Source organism: Leptospira montravelensis (assembly GCF_004770045.1).
Taxonomy (GTDB): Bacteria; Spirochaetota; Leptospiria; order Leptospirales; family Leptospiraceae; genus Leptospira_A; species Leptospira_A montravelensis.
The window spans coordinates 211,427-229,282 of record NZ_RQFO01000016.1 but is presented as its reverse complement, the minus strand read 5'-3'; the positions used below and the strand labels follow the sequence as shown (position 1 = coordinate 229,282).

At 36.5% G+C, this 17,856-nt stretch carries 16 protein-coding genes; 7 read left to right on the top strand and 9 right to left on the bottom strand.

Features of this window, described 5'->3' with window-relative positions; translation table 11 throughout:
- Positions 1–6 precede the first annotated feature (6 nt).
- Positions 7–819 (bottom strand): WecB/TagA/CpsF family glycosyltransferase, encoded by an 813-nt coding sequence (locus EHQ31_RS11430; RefSeq protein WP_135573612.1) that lies wholly within the window; start codon positions 817–819, stop codon positions 7–9.
- Positions 820–945: 126 nt separating this feature from the next.
- On the opposite strand from EHQ31_RS11430, the gene EHQ31_RS11425 reads away from it, so the two are divergent.
- The 3 genes from EHQ31_RS11425 to mtnC are packed head-to-tail and all read left to right on the top strand — an operon-like array spanning position 946 to position 4,086.
- Positions 946–1,971 (top strand): hypothetical protein, encoded by a 1,026-nt coding sequence (locus EHQ31_RS11425; RefSeq protein ID WP_135573614.1) that lies wholly within the window; start codon positions 946–948, stop codon positions 1,969–1,971.
- Positions 1,968–3,332, top strand: a complete 1,365-nt coding sequence (locus EHQ31_RS11420; protein WP_135573616.1) for an MFS transporter — start codon at positions 1,968–1,970, stop codon at positions 3,330–3,332. The genes EHQ31_RS11425 and EHQ31_RS11420 overlap by 4 nt, the downstream gene beginning before the upstream one ends.
- Before the next feature lie 22 nt (positions 3,333–3,354).
- Positions 3,355–4,086 carry an acireductone synthase gene (mtnC, locus tag EHQ31_RS11415; protein ID WP_135573618.1) on the top strand — a complete coding sequence of 244 codons (732 nt, stop codon included), beginning with the start codon at positions 3,355–3,357 and terminating at the stop codon, positions 4,084–4,086.
- Here mtnC and EHQ31_RS11410 read toward each other — a convergent pair.
- Both EHQ31_RS11410 and EHQ31_RS11405 read right to left on the bottom strand, forming a co-directional pair.
- Positions 4,083–4,313 (bottom strand): prokaryotic cytochrome C oxidase subunit IV, encoded by a 231-nt coding sequence (locus tag EHQ31_RS11410; protein ID WP_135573620.1) that lies wholly within the window; start codon positions 4,311–4,313, stop codon positions 4,083–4,085. The genes mtnC and EHQ31_RS11410 overlap by 4 nt on opposite strands.
- Positions 4,314–4,323: 10 nt before the next feature.
- A complete protein-coding gene (locus EHQ31_RS11405; RefSeq protein WP_135573622.1) occupies positions 4,324–4,896 on the bottom strand; it encodes a cytochrome c oxidase subunit 3 in 573 nt (190 codons plus the stop codon).
- A gap of 302 nt (positions 4,897–5,198) precedes the next feature.
- On the opposite strand from EHQ31_RS11405, the gene EHQ31_RS11400 reads away from it, so the two are divergent.
- Genes EHQ31_RS11400 through EHQ31_RS11385 form a run of 4 tightly spaced genes read left to right on the top strand, consistent with a single transcriptional unit; the run spans position 5,199 to position 9,830 of the window.
- Entirely contained in the window at positions 5,199–5,903 is a 705-nt protein-coding gene (locus EHQ31_RS11400) for a c-type cytochrome (RefSeq protein WP_135573624.1), read from the top strand.
- 9 nt (positions 5,904–5,912) lie between these two features.
- Positions 5,913–7,262 (top strand): cbb3-type cytochrome c oxidase subunit I, encoded by a 1,350-nt coding sequence (locus EHQ31_RS11395; protein WP_135573626.1) that lies wholly within the window; start codon positions 5,913–5,915, stop codon positions 7,260–7,262.
- A 3-nt stretch (positions 7,263–7,265) separates the two neighbouring features.
- Positions 7,266–8,048: a CbbQ/NirQ/NorQ/GpvN family protein gene (locus EHQ31_RS11390; protein WP_135573628.1), complete on the top strand. Its 783-nt coding sequence runs from the start codon at positions 7,266–7,268 to the stop codon at positions 8,046–8,048.
- Between the two features lie 9 nt (positions 8,049–8,057).
- Complete coding sequence (locus tag EHQ31_RS11385; RefSeq protein WP_135573630.1) at positions 8,058–9,830, top strand: nitric oxide reductase activation protein NorD; 1,773 nt, start codon at positions 8,058–8,060, stop codon at positions 9,828–9,830.
- An 11-nt stretch (positions 9,831–9,841) separates the two neighbouring features.
- On the opposite strand, the gene EHQ31_RS11380 is transcribed toward EHQ31_RS11385, so the two are convergent.
- Genes EHQ31_RS11380 through EHQ31_RS11355 form a run of 6 tightly spaced genes read right to left on the bottom strand, consistent with a single transcriptional unit; the run spans position 9,842 to position 17,782 of the window.
- Positions 9,842–11,068 carry an NnrS family protein gene (locus EHQ31_RS11380; protein WP_135573632.1) on the bottom strand — a complete coding sequence of 409 codons (1,227 nt, stop codon included), beginning with the start codon at positions 11,066–11,068 and terminating at the stop codon, positions 9,842–9,844.
- Positions 11,069–11,118: 50 nt separating this feature from the next.
- Positions 11,119–11,745, bottom strand: a complete 627-nt coding sequence (locus EHQ31_RS11375; protein ID WP_135573634.1) for a Crp/Fnr family transcriptional regulator — start codon at positions 11,743–11,745, stop codon at positions 11,119–11,121.
- A gap of 11 nt (positions 11,746–11,756) precedes the next feature.
- A complete protein-coding gene (locus EHQ31_RS11370; protein ID WP_135573636.1) occupies positions 11,757–13,754 on the bottom strand; it encodes a 7TM-DISM domain-containing protein in 1,998 nt (665 codons plus the stop codon).
- On the bottom strand, positions 13,751–15,739 hold the full coding sequence (locus EHQ31_RS11365) for a sensor histidine kinase (RefSeq protein ID WP_135573638.1): 1,989 nt from the start codon (positions 15,737–15,739) through the stop codon (positions 13,751–13,753). The genes EHQ31_RS11370 and EHQ31_RS11365 overlap by 4 nt, the downstream gene beginning before the upstream one ends.
- On the bottom strand, positions 15,736–16,659 hold the full coding sequence (fliH, locus tag EHQ31_RS11360; RefSeq protein WP_002973208.1) for a flagellar assembly protein FliH: 924 nt from the start codon (positions 16,657–16,659) through the stop codon (positions 15,736–15,738). Before fliH ends, EHQ31_RS11365 begins: the two co-directional genes overlap by 4 nt.
- A gap of 4 nt (positions 16,660–16,663) precedes the next feature.
- Positions 16,664–17,782: a FliG C-terminal domain-containing protein gene (locus tag EHQ31_RS11355; RefSeq protein WP_135573640.1), complete on the bottom strand. Its 1,119-nt coding sequence runs from the start codon at positions 17,780–17,782 to the stop codon at positions 16,664–16,666.
- Between the last annotated feature and the right edge of the window lie 74 nt (positions 17,783–17,856).

The window sequence follows — 17,856 nt, the reverse complement described above, 5'->3', positions numbered from 1 at the left end:
TTTGAATTAATGTTTGCGAAATCGTTCGCGGATCCCGAGTAGAAAGAAATAGAAAGTTTCCCACATCCTTTGGATTCGGTAAGGTCTTGCGATGATCCTCCAAAGCCAGATGAGTCCTCTCTCTTTAAACCATTCTGGTGCTTTTTTGTCAGCACCAGATAACATATCTAAGGCGCCGCCTACACCAATCACAACAGCTTTACCAAAGTATCCAGTGTTGTTTTCGATCCAAATTTCTTGATTTGGAAAATCCATCGCAAGAAAAATGATATCGGGACCGGTTTTACGTATGGCTTCTTTAACTCGCATTTCCCTTTGGCGATCGAGATGGCCTGCGTGCCTTCCTACAATCCTTACTTTTGGAAAATGCCTAGTGAGGTTAAAATAAATACGTTCTACAATTTCGTCTTTAGCTCCAAAGATAAAGGCAGTGAATTCTTTGAGTTCCGCCAAACGAATCAGGTCCATCATCACAGCAATCGGAGTGACACGTTCTTTGAGTCTACCTGAGGTCATCCAACCAATTCCCGCCCCTTCTACCAAAATGGTTCCTGCTTTTTCAGCAATGCGGTGTAGGGACTTTTTCGGACGCATCCTCATCAGTTTAATCGGATCTAAAAATAGTACATGGTGCATGCCTTCTTTTTTCTCAAGCACGCGAAAGAGTTTGGCTATGGCTTCGTCGGTAGTGACGTTGTCGATGGGAATTCCCAAAACATTTAGAGTTTCTAGCTTGGAAACATCGATATTTTGGTATTCTAGTAGTATATCCCTCTCATCTTTTGAGGAATTGTGAACGATTTCGCTCAATTGCTTCATGTAGCCGGGCTTTCCTTTCCTATCTAAAACATTATGTCCAGTACCCTCTATTGTCGCCTCTAAATTTTTAAAAACTATCGTTTTTTCACTTGGATTGGAATCGAAAGAAAGAGAAAAAGTATCAAAATGTTTCGTAGCTATCTTTTCCCAATTTTAATTCTTATTTTTCTCTCAAGCGCAAGTTATGCGGAAAAACTTTCCATTTTTGGAACTATACAAAATGGAACCACCGGTGGACCTGGAAAAGCTGATTCCATTCGTATGCTTGCTTTGCAAGGAGCTATGGTTCCTTTAGCAGACATTGGAGTACAGTCCGGTAAATTTCGTTTTCCAGAAATGGATTTACCAGAGGGAGCACCTATCCTTTTGCAAATCCAATACCAAGGCGTAAATTATAATAAAATGATTCCGCCTACTACTAAGTTTCGTACTTCTCCGCAAGAAGTTTTGGTTTATGACACGGGTGCAGAACGAAAACAGGTAACTATTAAAAGTTTAATGCAGGTTATGCGAGAAAAAAAAGGATTACGAGTCTTTAAATTATTCTTAATTGATAACTCAAGTAAACCTCCTAAATCTTATGATTCGAAAGTTTCTCCTTTAGAATATTCTGTGGCAGCGGAAGCTACAGAGATTTTGGCCCAAATCCAACAACCAGGAAGTAAGATGGCTATTCCTTTAGGAATCCCGGAAGGACCAAACGGAGGAAGATTACTTGACCGTGCCATTCTTCCTGGTGTTTCGGAAATGCAAGTTTCCTATTTTATTCCTAACAACTTAGATTCTTTCAGCGAACGAATGTTAATTGAATCTGAAAATGGAAAATTCCCTATTTTTGTCAAACCACAAGATATGGAAATCAAAACTGGATCTGAAACTCCTGTCACCAAAATAGATAAAGATGTTCCCCCTGGCCTCAGTGCTTATGTATTAAGTTCATTAAGTTTTGGAACAAATGTAAATTTTACTTTTTCCGGTGGAAAACCACTTCCCACCATTTCCAATAATCCAAATCCAGAAATCTGGAACGGTTCCATACTGACAAGTTGGGATCTTTCCCTTTTTGCGGTGATTGGGTTTCTTGGATTTTTATTTACGCTCTCATTTATTTTTGTCTATCGAAAACAAAGAGAAAGGAAAAACAATCCATGAACCAAAAACAAACAAAACGAGAAACAACCTATCTGCGATTTTTTGGCCTCGCCGAACTTGCAGATCATGGGGCAAGGGGTATTTTAGCATTTTGGGTCATCCTGGGAATGGCCTTCTTTTTGTTTGGTGATCAAAACCTAATTGCACCGAATATGAAAAATATTGGTGCTTCCTTGGGCATCACTGACCCCAACGAAGTCGATTGGAAATTAGGTGGTATCATTCCTGTTTTGTTCTTTATTTTGGGTGGTGCTGTCTCATTGTCAATGGGATACCTTTCTCAGACTTTCTCACGAAAGAACTTACTTCTCGCCACTGTCCTACTTGGCGAAATTCCATGTTTTTTAACTGCATACGTTGAAACTTATGACCAATTTTTAGTTTTACGAACGTTATGCGGTTTTGGTCTTGGTGGAATTTTTCCTCTTCTCTTTAGTTTGATTGGAGATTATTTTTCTAGCAAATCTAGGGCGATTGCCACTGGTTATGTGTCTTTGGCGATGGGCCTTGGTGTAGGGGTTGGACAATTACTAGGTGGAATTTTAGGTGGGGCCGATCCCATCAACGGATGGCGTGCTTCTTTTATTTATATGTCAGCTCCTTCCTTTGTTTTTGCTGGCATTTATTTATTCTTTTGTAAAGAACCAAAACGTGGTGGAGCAGAAGGTGTTTCCAGCGATGAGTTATCACATAAAATAAGTTTAAAAGATTTTAAATTACTCTTTGAAAGTAAAACCAACTTAGGTGCCTTTTTACAAGGCCTACCAGGTTGTATTCCTTGGGGTGTGTTTTTTGTTTATTTGGCAGATTATTACGAACACACCTACCATCTTTCTAAAGAAATTTCTGCTGGTATGATTACTTTTGCGGCAGTAGGAATTTTTATAGGAACTTTCTTTGGTGGAGTGCTTGGTCAAATTTTATACAATATCAAAAAAACATACCAACCACTACTTTGTATCGGTACCACTTTTTTTGGTGTATTCCCTGCCATCATGCTGCTGTATTCATTCGATATCGTTCCCTATATGGGCCTTTTCATTGCACTGAATATTTTTACAGGAATTATGATTTCGATCACAGGACCTAACGTACGTGCGGTGTTACTCAATGTAAACGAACCAAAATCAAGAAGTGCTATTTTTTCTATCTATAACCTAACAGATGATTTAGGAAAAGGTCTTGGACCTGTGATGTCTGCAGTGATTTTAGGATTAACTCCGGATCGAGGTCTTGCTCTCTCGATATCCATTCTATTTTGGGTTCCATGTGCATTGGCATGGTTACTGATTTTGTTTAATTATGAAAAAGATGAAAATAGAATGCTGCAGCTGATGAAACAAAATGTTTCAAAGACATAATTTTTTTATCATTTTGGTATAGATGAATATTAAACACAACTTACTCGACATTGAAGGGACAACGGCACCAATTGCCTTTGTCCATCAGGTCCTTTTTCCTTATGCTAAAAAACACATAAGTCGTTTTTTAAAAGACTTCCAGTTTTCGGAATTACAACGAAAGGAAATCCAATCTGAATTTGAGAAGGATTCGGCCCTTCGTGAGGAAAGTTTTTTATCAAGATTTTCAAAGTCAAATTCTCATACAAAAATGGAAACGATTCCATTTACAAAGGATCTCATTTCTTCTTACTTCGAATATTTAATTGAGAAAGATCGAAAGTTTGGCCCTTTAAAAGAAATCCAAGGTAAAATTTGGAAAGAAGGTTATGAATCTGGGGAAATCAAAAGTATTGTATATCCAGATGTTCCTGGTTTTTTAAAAAAAGCAAAGGAATCGGGAATCAAAAATCATGTGTATTCCTCAGGTTCTGTGGAAGCACAAATTTTGATTTATCAGTATTCCGAGTTAGGTGACCTTCGAATTTATTTTGAATCTTATTTCGATACAGCAGTAGGTGGAAAAAGAGAAAAAGCTAGTTATGAAAACATTGCTAAAGAACTAAAGTCATCCCCTGACCAAATTCGTTTTTTTACCGATATCGTGGAAGAAGCGGAGGCAGCAAAGGCAATAGGAATGGATGTGGTGATTTTAAACCGTCCAGGAAATATCCCGCAGAAACCACATCTCTTTCCCATCTGGGATCATTTTTAAGTCAGTAACAAAATACTAACGGAATAAATTCCAATGAGAATAGGAAAGGCCACCTTCCAAAATAGGTGAGCCACTTTCAAATTCATAAAAACAAAACAAATCAAAAGAAATTTGATCGCACTAAATAGAATTAAATTCCAAGTTCCAGGTATGGTAGAACCCATTCCAAAAAATGAATAATAAACAATTCCCAAAAGAATTAAATAAGTAAATAAAATCGATTTCATCAGGAACCTCCTATTGAATTAAATACAAAGCCGGATACAGTAATAACCAAATCAAATCGCACATATGCCAAAACACAGCACCTGCTTCCAGGTTATCAACGGAGATGGTTTTGCGACCCAAATAAATGATAAATAAAATAATCACACCTACAACTACATGAAGATAATGGAATCCTGTGAGTAACCAATAATAACTAAAAAACTGACTGGTTTCTAGACCAAAACCCAATAACCACTTTTCACGGAACTCATAGAATTTAAGAAAAAGAAAAGCAAATCCAAAGAGAATAGATGCTAATAGAAAAATTGTAAAAAAATTAATATTGTTTTTGGTTCTGTAATAAACAGCAGTTGCGATACAAAACCCACTAGTGAGTAAAAAGACTGTATTCCAAAACGCAAATGTTTTGTTTAAGTGTGACTGCATAAATGTAAAAGTGTTGAGATCCTTTGCCTTATCATATAACAAGGAACCAATTCCTAAACTAAATGTCAGAACTTCGACAAGGACAATCATCCAAATGAGGATTCCACCGGGTGGGTACCATAAAGAATCGTTGGTTTCTATTTTGTTTTCTTGCATGAAAATCTCCTTTGTGAATAATATTTACAAATAATCGAATATTCAATTGCTTTAATTTTATAAATTATCATCGCACATTCGCTGCTGTTAGGGTTTTCCTTTAAAATTGGGACAATCTGTACTTTATTTTTTCCATGAACATAGTTCTCGATACAAAAGATTGATTCTAAGTGTCAATTAACCACTGTTCTTATATTCATTCATTATGTTATTAGAAAAATTCAAATTCGTACTTGATATAAATCAATGCCGAAACTAAAATCTGCACCTACAATTCAAAAAATTGAAATTAGGAGGCAAGGATGCTATCAAAATCGCAAGCCAGGGCGTTCTTTTTGGGAGGCACCTTTTTGTTCAGTGCTATCTTTGTGTTTCTCACTGTGGATACCTTGCGACAAAACGATTCCCGAACCAATGCACAAAACATGACCGCTGATGTTTTGAAGGGAAAGGAAATTTGGGAAAAAAACAATTGTATGGGTTGCCATACTTTGTTAGGTGAAGGTGCCTATTATGCACCAGACCTAACAAAGGTTGTCGAAAGAAGAGGAGCAACTTGGATTGATGTCTTTTTAGACGATCCGCAAGCGATGTTTCCAGGAGAACGAAAGATGGTGAAGTATAACTTCACTAAGGAAGAAAAAACACAGGTCATTGCGTTTCTTGATTGGGTAGGTAAAATTGATGCCAATGGATGGCCACCGAAACCAAATATTCCCATTGATTCGATTGCAACTCCTCCTGCCCCAAAGGCAAGTTCCAGTGCAGTTGCTTTGCCTCAACCTGAAAAGTTTTCTCAGCTTTGTGTCGCCTGTCACGCAGTAGGTGGAAAGGGTGGAAATGTTGGTCCTGCACTTGATCATGTAGGTACCAAGTTCGATGCCGATTACCTCAATCGTTGGTTGTCAGATCCACAAGCCATCAAACCGGGAACAAATATGCCAAAGTTGCCGTTAACTGATCCAGAAAGAAAAGATATAGTAACTTATCTTTCTTCGCTGAAATAAGGAGAAACAATGAGATTCCAATCACAAAAGGTCGCATATTGGTTCTTTGCAACTTGTATGTTACTCTTATCTTTACAAATCGTATATGGCTTTATTATGGGTTTTGCTCGCATCGGTTTTGATGGGTTACATGACTATATTCCATTTAATACGGCTCGTGCAACACATACAAATTTACTAGTTGTATGGTTGTTAACTGGTTTTATGGGAGCTGCTTATTACATTATTCCTGAAGAATCTGATAGAGAGTTGTATAGTGTAAAACTTGCCTATATTCAACTTCTTTCTTGGGTTGTTGTGGGAGTGGTCGCCATTATCGGATTTCACTTCAATTGGTGGGAAGGTCGTAAATTCTTAGAAATTCCAAGACCACTTGACTATTTGGTTGTTGTGAATGTTTTAACATTTTTGTTTAACATCGCTATGACGATCTGGCAGGCAAAAAAAAGAAGTACAACACAACTAGTTCTCTTCTTTGGATTGTTATGTGCTGCGTTATTATACCTTCCCGGTATGATTTACTTCGATAACCAAACACTCGATTCTTATTTTCGTTGGTGGGTAGTTCATCTTTGGGTAGAAGGAGTATGGGAACTCATTATGGGTGGTATCCTTGCTTTTTTACTCATCAAACTCACTGGTGTGGATAGAGAAGTAATCGAAAAATGGTTGTATGTAGTTGTTGGTTTAACTTTCCTTTCAGGAATTCTTGGAACAGGCCACCACTACTACTGGATTGGAACTCCTAAGTATTGGCTTATGGTGGGTGGAATTTTTTCTGCTTTGGAACCACTTGCTTTTCTTGGAATGGCAATCTGGGCTCTCAATATGTATCGCAAAAAAGGAAAAAACCATCCTAATAAAATTGCGCTCTATTGGACTTTGGGCAGTGCCATGATGTCTTTTATTGGTGCTGGATTTTTAGGTTTTGCTCATACATGGCCTTCCGTAAACCAATGGACTCATGGAACTCTCATCACTGCAATGCATGGACACCTTGCATTCTGGGGAGCCTACGCTATGTTAGTGTTAGCTGTGATTTCCTATGCAATGCCAAACCTAACCGGAAGAAAACTGTTTACTGGAATGTCAGGTTATTTGGCATTTTGGGCATCCAATATTGGAATGTTAGGTATGACTGGTGCACTCGCGGTTGCCGGTATCACTCAAGTGTATTTAGAACGTAAATTAGGAATGGACTTCCTCGTGGTTCAGAAAGAAATTATATTCCACTTTATTGGAATGTTACTGGCTGCCACACTATTTACGGTAGGGATCACTTACTTTATCGTGGATTTCATTCGACATGGTCTTCCATCCGATGAAGCTGTAGGAAAAAATGCAGGTGATCTCGAATAATCTATGTTAACGAAGAAAGCGCCCTATTACGAACCAATCGGTAAGGAAATAGAAATCTTTCAAATGGCGGCAGAGAATTCTCTGCCGCTTTTGTTGAAAGGTCCTACTGGATCCGGTAAGTCTCGATTTTTGGAGTATATGGCTCATACCTTAGGCCGTAGACTCATCACAATTTTATGTAACGATGAAACATCTTCTGTAGATTTAGTCGGAAGATTTTTAGTCAAAGGTGCTGATACCATTTGGATGGATGGACCTTTAACAACAGGAGTCAAAGAAGGAGCCATTGTTTATTTAGATGAAGTGGCAGAAGCAAGACCTGACACTCTTGTAACCATTCACTCCTTAACCGACCATCGCCGTACTCTATTTTTAGAAAGAAAAAACGAAGAAATCCATGCACATCCTGATTTTTTACTCGTAGCATCTTATAACCCAGGATACCAGAGAGGATTTAAGGAATTAAAACCTTCCACAAAACAACGATTTCTCGGAATGGACTTCCCTTATCCGAAGGCATCTGTAGAGGAAAAAATCATCGTGGGAGAAACGGGAATTAGTGATTCTGTCTCAAAGAAATTAGTGCAATTTGCAGGATTGGTAAGAAATAAGCCAGAGTTAGGTTTGGCAGAGACTGTTTCGACCAGGTTACTCGTATCTTGTGCAAAATTAATGGCAAAAGGTTTACCGGCTCGCTTAGCGGGAAGGACTGCGATTATTTTACCACTCTCTGATGATTTGGATACTGTCACTGCTTTGCAAGATAGTTTTGATCTGATTTTTTAGGGTACAGATTTGGAATGGGATCAGTTTGTATTCTTCCAAGGTCATAAACTTTGGAAAAAGATTCGTAAAAAATTAACTCCACCAAATCCATATTATGCGTATCAAATGGGGTTGGAAGAAGTTCGGGTTCTTCGTTATTTACAAACATTAAAAAAAGAACCTACAATTTTGATTCTTGGTGGAGAATCGGTCACGTTTGGTCCAAATTATTTAAAATTTCCAGTAGAAATACATTGGTTTCTATCAGAGTCTATTTCTAAAAAATTTGTACGTATCTATCTTGCGTATTTAGCATTTCTTTTTAATGGTAAAGAAGTTAAAATAAACCAGTCTTTAGATTTAAAAAAAATTAATGAAGTAACTTCCCATTCAAAAGAAACTTTCTTTTATCAGTTTCGAAAGTTTATCAAAGAATTTCAGGGTATTCGGAGTGATTGGAAGGAGATTCGACAAGAGAGATTAACAATAAGAAAAAAAGATCCAGTCCAACACCTAAAAATAAAGAAACTAATCACGGATACATCCTCTGCCATTTCCAATTTGAAACATGAGTTTCCCACAGGAAAAGATTTTATTTCGAAAACCGATAAACAAAAAATAAAATCCAAAGAATCCAAACAAAAATTAGATCCAAGTGATGCTGAGGTTTTGGAAGTCGATGAGAAAAAAATCGAAGAATATACGTTAGGTCATAATTTTGAAAAAATAGAAACGGTAGAAGAGTTTGATGGGCAATGGCGTGACATTGATGGCGAAGAAGATATGGAGGAAGAGGAAGCACTACAAGAGTTAAACTTAAAACATATCATTCGTACAGAAGATCCTGTGCATACCACTCGAAGTAGTGAGTCCGGAGCCGGAACAACTCTGGAAATTTTAGACGAAAAAATTTTGGGAAATCGTTTTTCCTATCCTGAGTGGGACTATAAATTTAAAAACTATAAACCTAACTATTGCAATGTTGTAGAGGAATTTCCCAACCAAAAAGATATTTCTTACACAAAACATGTATTAGAAAAACAACATTCTACTTTGACCCAATTAAAAAAGAAAATGATGGCACTCTTAAACCAAACACGAATCAAAAAACGTTTGGTATCGGGAGATGATATTGATTTAGATGCACTTGTAGATCGTTATGCGGATATCAAAGCTAAAATTAGTCCATCAGAATCAATTTATATGAACCCAATTCGCGATGTTTCCGATATGGTTTTATACTTTTTGGTAGATTTGAGTTTGTCTACTGATTCGTGGATTCAAGAAAAAAGAGTATTAGATGTAGAAAGAGAAAGTTTACTTTTGTTCTCTGAATGTTTGGAAGATTTAAAAATTCCATTTGGAATTGCTGGATTTTATTCTAGAACTCGCAATTTTAATCAATTGATCCATTTAAAACAGTTATCAGAATCTTGGCAGAGTTCTCGTGACCGTTTGGGTGCACTTTCTCCGATTGGATACACTCGTGTTGGTCCGTCTTTACGCCATATCAATTCTATTTTAAAATATACTTCTTTTAAACAAAAGTGGATCATCCTCATTACTGATGCACGTCCCAATGACTATGATAAATATGAAGGAAAATACGGAATCGAAGATGTGAATAAGGCTGTCGGTGAATGTTTGTTAAATGGAATTCAAGTGTATACGTTAGCCATTGGAACAGAAGAAAAACCAACCATCCCGGCGATGATGAGAAATGCAAGTTACCAAATGTTGTTTCATCCAGAAAGGCTCCTCGATTCACTCCAAGAGTTTTTTCGAAGAGCCATCCGGGTATAAAATCTAAAACTTTAAGCTGGTTTTCCGTCTGGTCTTGGGCTAAACAAAATTTTTGTGTATTGAAAAATAAACAAACTAAACGCTAAGATCCAACAAATCCCTGATAAATGGAAGGCCCAGGTGTATTTTCCAAAAAGTGGAAAAAATACTCGGACAAGCACCGCAAAATTTAATATAACATAAGCACCTACAGTGAGAGGAGATGCAACAATGCTCCTTCCTGTATGGCCTAAACTCACACGAGTGATCATCCCATAGATAAAAACTCCGATACCTCCAACAGTCAAACTGTGAATCGCAGATGATACGGGAAAGAAGCCTAAATACGCGAGGCTATACAATAAAAATCCTAAACAGACCCAGAAGTAACCAGTATACAAAATCCAAAGAATTGGTTTTTTGTATGATCTCCAAGGTTTCCATGAAACGTATCGAATCAGATTGGTAACAAACAAAGTAAAACTAACTAAAAAAGTTGTGATAAGTATTAAACTGGAAAGATTCAAATTCGCAATATCCAAGTGTATGGACTCACTATTGACTAAATTACCCTGGATCAATTTGGAAACATAAAATACAAATGGCAAATATAGGATAACCGTTTCTAGTTTTGGCATTCGTTTGAATGAATATCCTTGTATGACAACACCTGTAAAGAAAGGAACAACTCGTCCGCCAATAATCAAAATGAGAAATAGAATTACAAAAATACTTAGATGAATATACAATAAAGTCATTTCTGAATTTAATACAGACCGTGCAGCGATACCAGCTAACAAGTGAAATACTGAAAATAATCCGTAATGATAAAGAATAGGACGATTGTGTTTTTGGGTAGGCACTGTAAGTTTGGGATAAAGTAAAAGGATGACCATTAAGTCGGAACTAATATCTAAACCAAAAGATAAATAAGAAACAATCCCCAGCGGATACATAGAAAATCTTCCTAAAGTCCAAAAGAGAAGAAGGAAAAATAGATTTTTACCTTTTATGATACTTGAGTTAGTCCAGTTTTGAACTGCCGTAAAAAGGAATCCGAGGACTATTGCTTTGGAAAATCCAAATACCATTTCATAAGAATGCCAATGAATCGAGTTAATTTGAATGGGATTCGTAATCGCATTTGATAGAATTAATAACCAAAATCCGATTACTAAAATGCCGTACACCGATCCGAACCAAAAAAATGGCCGGAATGCTGTATTCCATAAACTCCACTGAAAAAAAGAAGTCTTCATGATTTGATCCTATTGGAAATTAGAATCATTTCATTGATTCAAATCAAGAACTAAGCCAAAATTTTAAGCAAACCTTCTTTGTCTAAAATGGATATTTCTCCTTTTTGGTTATCAATGAGACCCTGATCTTTTAATTGTTTGAGAATTCTAGAAAAAGTTTCTGGTCTTAGATAGAGAAGGGAGGCCATTTGCGTTTGTTTTAATGCCAGAGAATCAGGCGTTCCGTAAAATAAAAAATGTGCTACCCTTTGCATCGCATCCATTGTTAATCCGCGATTGATCGCTAAATTTAATGTATCAATTTTATTCATTAGCGAGTGCATGAGAATATGGTTTAGCTCAATATTTTTATGTATGCGTGTTTGCACTTCGGAAAGAGGCATTCTTAAAATCGTACTTGTTTTGGTAAATCTTCCTGAAGCTGGGTAAGGAATTCCTTGGATGACGGCCCATTCTGCGATGATACTAACAGGGCGAAAGAAAGTTAAAGTAACTTCATTCATATTCCCATCATATTTGAATACCTGAAGGTCACCTGTCACTAATAGATCCATGTAACCAACTGGATCGCCACCATGAAATAAAAATTCATCCTTTGAATACGTGAGTTCCTGACAACCTTCGAAGGCCTTTCTTAATGATTCTGGATTCGGATGTGTCAGATACTTTATGATCATGAATAATAAATTTATTTTTTCTTTTTAAAATTGGGAATCTTAATCTCAGTTTCTTTCAATACTTTCCAAATACGTTTTAAAGTAACTCTCCAATCTTCCTTTTCTGTTTTGTTTGGAGTTGATTGATTCGAAGCTTTTGATTCTTTGATTGGTTGCAATTCGGAAACTGGGACGATTGCTGCAATGCCTAAGTCGATTTTTAGGTATTTCTTTTTGATGATTTTGAAATCAATCTTTGCACCTAATAGTCTTACGATCTCAAGAATGATAGCCCATTTTACTTTTATAGGTGTCAAGGTATTATAATTCTCTACTAATTCAGTAAATAATCTTTGTGAAACTTTCGGATTACTGTGAAATAATAAAAATCGGAAATGAACATTTCCTCGTAAGTCTTGGGTAATAATTAAATCATTATGATTGAATTCTTTGAAAGGCGGAAAATCAACTAGTCTTACAACGACTGAGTTAATTAAATCCAAACTGTTATGAATTTCTGTTTCTGGATTTACTTTAATGGAATATGTAATGTCATCTTCCGGAATTACTTCATTGATAAAAGAAACAAAGTTAACTTGCTCTTTAAAGGGAACTTCCTTTAAGACTTCCAAACGAGAAAGTTCAATGATATCATCCATCACATTGTCGATTGATGATTGGACTTCTATCACTTCTTTAACTAAATTTTTATCTTTGGTTTTTTGGTTAGATTCGCGATAAGAAATCAATTTTTCTTTCATGGATTTCAATGGGCCAGATATCATTGCATCCATATAATAAAATATTTTTTCCCGTAGGGAGTCAGCTTCTTTTAACCTTTCGTATCTATTTTGAAGTTTACGTTTCATCATTAAAAATTGGAAACGTAGTGCGAGGGTCATTAAAATTAAATAAACCAAAAAACTTGTTTCAAGAGAAGAAGGTGAGTTTAAATAACCTCTCTCAATTAAAATTTCTTTTAGTATAGAATATAGTAGATAAATAAGGGCTAATAGGTGGATTGCAGAACCACGTTTTTGTTCGCGAAATTTGATAAATGTTACATATATCGCATAACCAATAACTGCTAGTAAATGGATATCCCAATAACCAATAAAGTTATACCAAAACACTGGATTCGAAACTAATGCGAAAACTGCGATAAATAAAAACTGTGTTAATAAATATAGTCTTTGGTATTTAAATGGTTTTAGTTCAAAGAAATCTTGGATAAATTTAATGAATCCGTAAGGAAGTATTAGGAGAAATGAATATTCGATAAATTTTAAAATGGCAAATTGATTGATCAAAAAAAATCGAACTTCGTTTTTGGACAATTCGTAACCAGAGAAAATAAGTGCCAGAATACTAAAACTTAGATATTCTTTTTTATCTCGTAGATTGAAAAAATTAATAAAGAAAAATAGGGCAATAAAAAGATAAAACCCAACAAAGATTAGTTCTACGAGCGAATCATACAAATTGCCGTTGAGAGCTTCTTCGTAAGTAACGATACGAATGGGGCCAGTGATGATGCCTGCAGAAGTTGAGAGTGAAGAATCGATTTTGATAATTAGAACATTTTCGCCTTCTAACAATAAATCATGTGGGATTGGGTAGATTCTTGGTCTACCGAATGCAAATTCTTCTGGGTCTTTTCCGAAGGCAGAATTATTTTTTCCAATTAAAACACCATTGATAAAAACTTCATCTGATTGGTAGATTTTTCCAAGTTGTAGTGCTAAGGATTTTTGGTGTTGTTCTGTTGTGATTTCAAAACTTTTTCTAACCCAAATAGATCCACGGTAATTTCTATTTAAGTTTCGAAAATTACTTGGTACGGTAGTAATATCAAGGTTATTTGCATTGAATTCGTTGCTAAGTATATCTGCATTATTGTGAAAATAAATTCCCCAATCTTCGCCGTCTAACCTTAATACTACAGTATTTTCGTCCGTGGAGCGAGAACAATTCGAAACTAAAAAGAGTAAACAGAGAATAAGGATTCGTTTGAATACAAAGGATTTCATTTTTTTGGTTTCTCCGGGATACGGATTGTAAATTTCGCTCCCATCCCTTCGCTTGATTTTAAACTTACGGTTCCACCAAGAAATTTCGTAGTAGCTTCTACTAAAGTTAAGCCTATGCCGGCACCTGGAATTTCATTTTTTTTATCTCGGTAACCTCTGACGAACTTTTGAAAGATCGTTTCCATTTCTAATTGGCTAAGGCCCATACCTTCGTCCATTACGATGAGTTGGTGAAATCCATCGCGGTTAAAAAACTCTATATTAATGTCTGTCTTTGGATCTGTATATTGATATGCATTTTCAATTAGATTTCTTAAAATACAGAAAAGTAATTCTTTCGGAAAATAAATTTCTAGGTCTTTGGGTTTTACATCAATTGTAGTAGATTTTCTGTGTTGTTCCAAGTGGTTTTCAATATTAGAAACACAGTGTTTAATTAACTCAGTTACGGAGAATGTTTCGTAAAATGGAATGTATGTTTTGTCTTCTAATTTTCTAAGTAGAATTGCTTCTTCAACCATATAACTCATGTAAGATATGTGATCTTCAGCTTGTTTGATGGGATCTAAATCTTGCTTTGTGACACTGGTTTTAGCTTTGGTTTTCTTTTTTGCAGCTTTTTTTGGGGTTGTTTTAGTTTGTTCTTTTGTTGAAATTTTATTTTGGCTAGCTGAAATATTATCAATAGCGTTCTTAATTTTTTCCATTCCTGATTTAAATTCAGAAGATAAATTAATTAAAAATCCAGTTTTGACCCTTTCCATTTGGATGAGTTCTTTTTCTTGTTCGATAAAGTTTTCTAATCCCAAAACAATATCATTTGAAAGTTGGATTGAAATCATCACTAAAAATATCAGAAATCCAAGGTATAATGTTCCAGGCAAGGAAATGACTTCTAAAGCGGAGAGGCTATCAATAAGAACAGTTGGTAAAATACAGGCAATCCCGATGAGAATGAATTTCACCTTTGCTATGTTTGCTTTTCCATTTTTAACAAACAGATAAATTACTAAACCCATTGCCACTGGTAAAGTGTAGTTGAAGAGGGCGATTACCAAAATCCAAGTTTTGGGTGTTCTGAAAAACAAGGTGATTACAAATAATGCAAAAAGAAAAACTTCGTAACCGAGTAACACCAAACTACGTTTCATTTTTAGGTATTGGTGCATGAAATTGATAAAAAATATAGGAAGGCAAATGAGTACTAAAAGTTCTGCTACATAAGACCAAGTAAAACTATCGAATAAGATGTCTCTATGTTGTGTGCGGATGAGAACATAAATTCCCATAAAAATAGAAAATAATGCGAAAAAGAAATTTTCTCCAGCTCTTCCACGAACTATGGAACCTACCAAAAAGTAAATTCCCATAAAGATAAATACATATCCACAAACCATCGCAAAGGCTTCTTTTGAAAAAACTGCCTCACGTAACAGGCGTTCCTTTGCTATTGTCGGTGCCTCCTTGAGTCCATTTAAATTGGTGGCTGCATATATCCGAATGGCCATAATATTGAGGCCAGGTTTAAGAAGGTGAGTTGGTAGGGAATAAATTCGAATTTTTTGGAAATCTACCTCCATTTTAGGTAGAACCGTTCCCGTTTTATCAATGAGTGTTCCGTTTAGATAAAACTCATCAATGTCTCGAATTCGTCCCAATTGGATGGCAATTGGTTCTACCGGAGTTGTATAATTTTCTGGCAAAAAGAAGGAGCAACGATACCAATGATAACCCGTTAGGTTTTCCGTTTTTGAAATTCCGTAATCAGGAACAGAACGTTTAACCCAGAAGGATTCTTCAACCGTTTCATCTCTCCAATCTAAATTGTCACCTTTTCTAAACAACCAATCAGTTTTTAATACAATTGGTTTTTCGAACGATGTAATTAAAGTTCCGCAAGGTTCTGCCGCCAAACTGAACAAAGCTGGTGACAAAACAAATGCGAACCCGAAAACGATTTGGTAAAAACGGGTTTTCGAAATCATATCGGCTCTACGTTTCGAATTGCCTCTTCGATTTCTTTGAGCTGAGTGGAGATCCTTGCGTCGATCGCTCCCACATCTGTTTCGATGATCACACCACCGCGGTCTACACGAGAATCTTCGTAAATGTTTACTTTTCTGAGTGATTCCATTAGTTTGATAAGTTCATCTTTATGAGCTGTTGTGAGCTCCAAGTCGGCAAAGTTTACGCGAATATCAATACGATCACGGTCTTTGATTCGTTTCATTGCTTCGCGAATATTATTAAGTACAATTTCTTTACGTTCAATGATTTCGTCTTTGATTACTTTTCTTGCAATGACAAGAATCATTTCTACCATTTGTTTTTCAGATGCAGCAATCATTTCTTCGCGAATGTCGATCGCCTTACCAATGATAGTTCCTAACCTGTCAATGAGTCGCCTCACTTCTCCTTGACCTTTTTTGAAACCTACTTCACGACCGGCATCATATCCTTTTTGGTAGGCTTCGTGTTCGATCTCAGCCTGTTTCATTTCGGCTTCTTTGATCATACGTTCGACTTCCATCTTGGCACGATCTAAGATTTGTTCTGCTTTGGCGCGGCCAGAGTCTTCTTCTAATTTAATTTTTTCTTTGGAGTCTTGAACCATTTGGAAGGCTTTGGTTCTACCTTCTTCTTCAATGGCTTTGGCTTGTTTTTTTGCGTCTTCTAATAATTGACGAACTTGTTCTTCTGTCTCTTGGCGATACCTTTGGAGTTCCGCTTCGATTTCTTCAATCGATGGACCTTGGTATTGTTCGATGATATTCCCTTCTTGGTCTATCTCGAAGTCTTCTTGTTCGTCGGTTTTATGAAATTTTTTGTACTTATCAGGAAGTTGGATTTCAACTTCTTCTTGTAAGTCGGCAATTTGGATTGGTTTAAAGACGAGTTTTGCCATATACTTACTTCAATCTCCAGAGTTTCACTTTGCCTTCATCCATTGCTTCCCGCAAACGATCTAAGATACCTTTTTGAGCTTCTTCGATCTCCGCGAGTGAAACAGGACCTAACGAATCCCATTCGATCTTTATTTCTTTTACGAGCCAAGATTCCAAATTGGAATACACTTGGTCACGGAAATCCGTCTCTACTCCCTTCAAAGCACAAGCTATGACAAGAGGATGGATCTCAGAAAAAAACCGAGTAAGACTCGTCCTTCCTAAATGAAGGAGGTCTTCCAAACGAAAGTAGTGTTCTACTATAGTTTCGGCATATTCTGGGCTTTTTTTCTGAATTCGTTCAATTAAATTTTGAGATGGCAAAAAAGGAAGTCGTGTGAGAATTTCCCCTGCCGTTTTGGCTTTCCGGCTGCGAATTTTAGAAACCGGCATTTTTTTCTCGATCAGTTCCATTTTGAAACGTAGAAACCGTTCCAGTTGGTCGCGTTCTCTGTCCGAATGGTAGTCAATTTCGGAAAGTGCTAAAATGATATTTTCTCTATGGTTTTCCGGATATTCGGCTAAAACCTCGGATGCCGTTTCCGGATCAGAAAAGCTAAGGACCCGGGCCACTACTTCTGATGACTCATCCATAGTCAAATGGCGGAGCATTTCTAAGGAAAATTTGGGAAGTTCGGGCCAAAGCGGAGAGTTGGCTTTAGTTTCTTCTTCTTTTAGAATTTCCTGGAGTAAGGAATACAATTCATTTGAATCTGGATGTTCGTTATACGTATATTTCTCATCTGAACTGCTTGGATTTCGGGGATGGTTGTAGTTATTCGTAAAGCCACCCACGTGGGGTTCATTTCCAAGTTGAAACGCAGAATTCCCTGCTTTTTTGGGTGAATCATCGATCTTCGCAGATTTCCCTTTTGTTTTTTGCTGATTCTTTTGAAGGAAATTGGTAAAGGAAAGGAGGATGTCTTTTTCTTGCCGTTTTGTTGGGGAAGGGTTGGATTCTACTTTCAGCAGAAGTGATTCAATTTCCGCATCACTCAAATGTGCGAACACTTCATCCGGTAAATAGCGGCCGAGGATTTGGTAGGTAAGGGCGGCCTTATTGGAACCGGAAGGAGTTTTCATTTAGGTGACATAATAACTGAATAGGACAGCCGTACAAACCAAAAAATATTATTTTTTTTAATTCGAAAACTTCC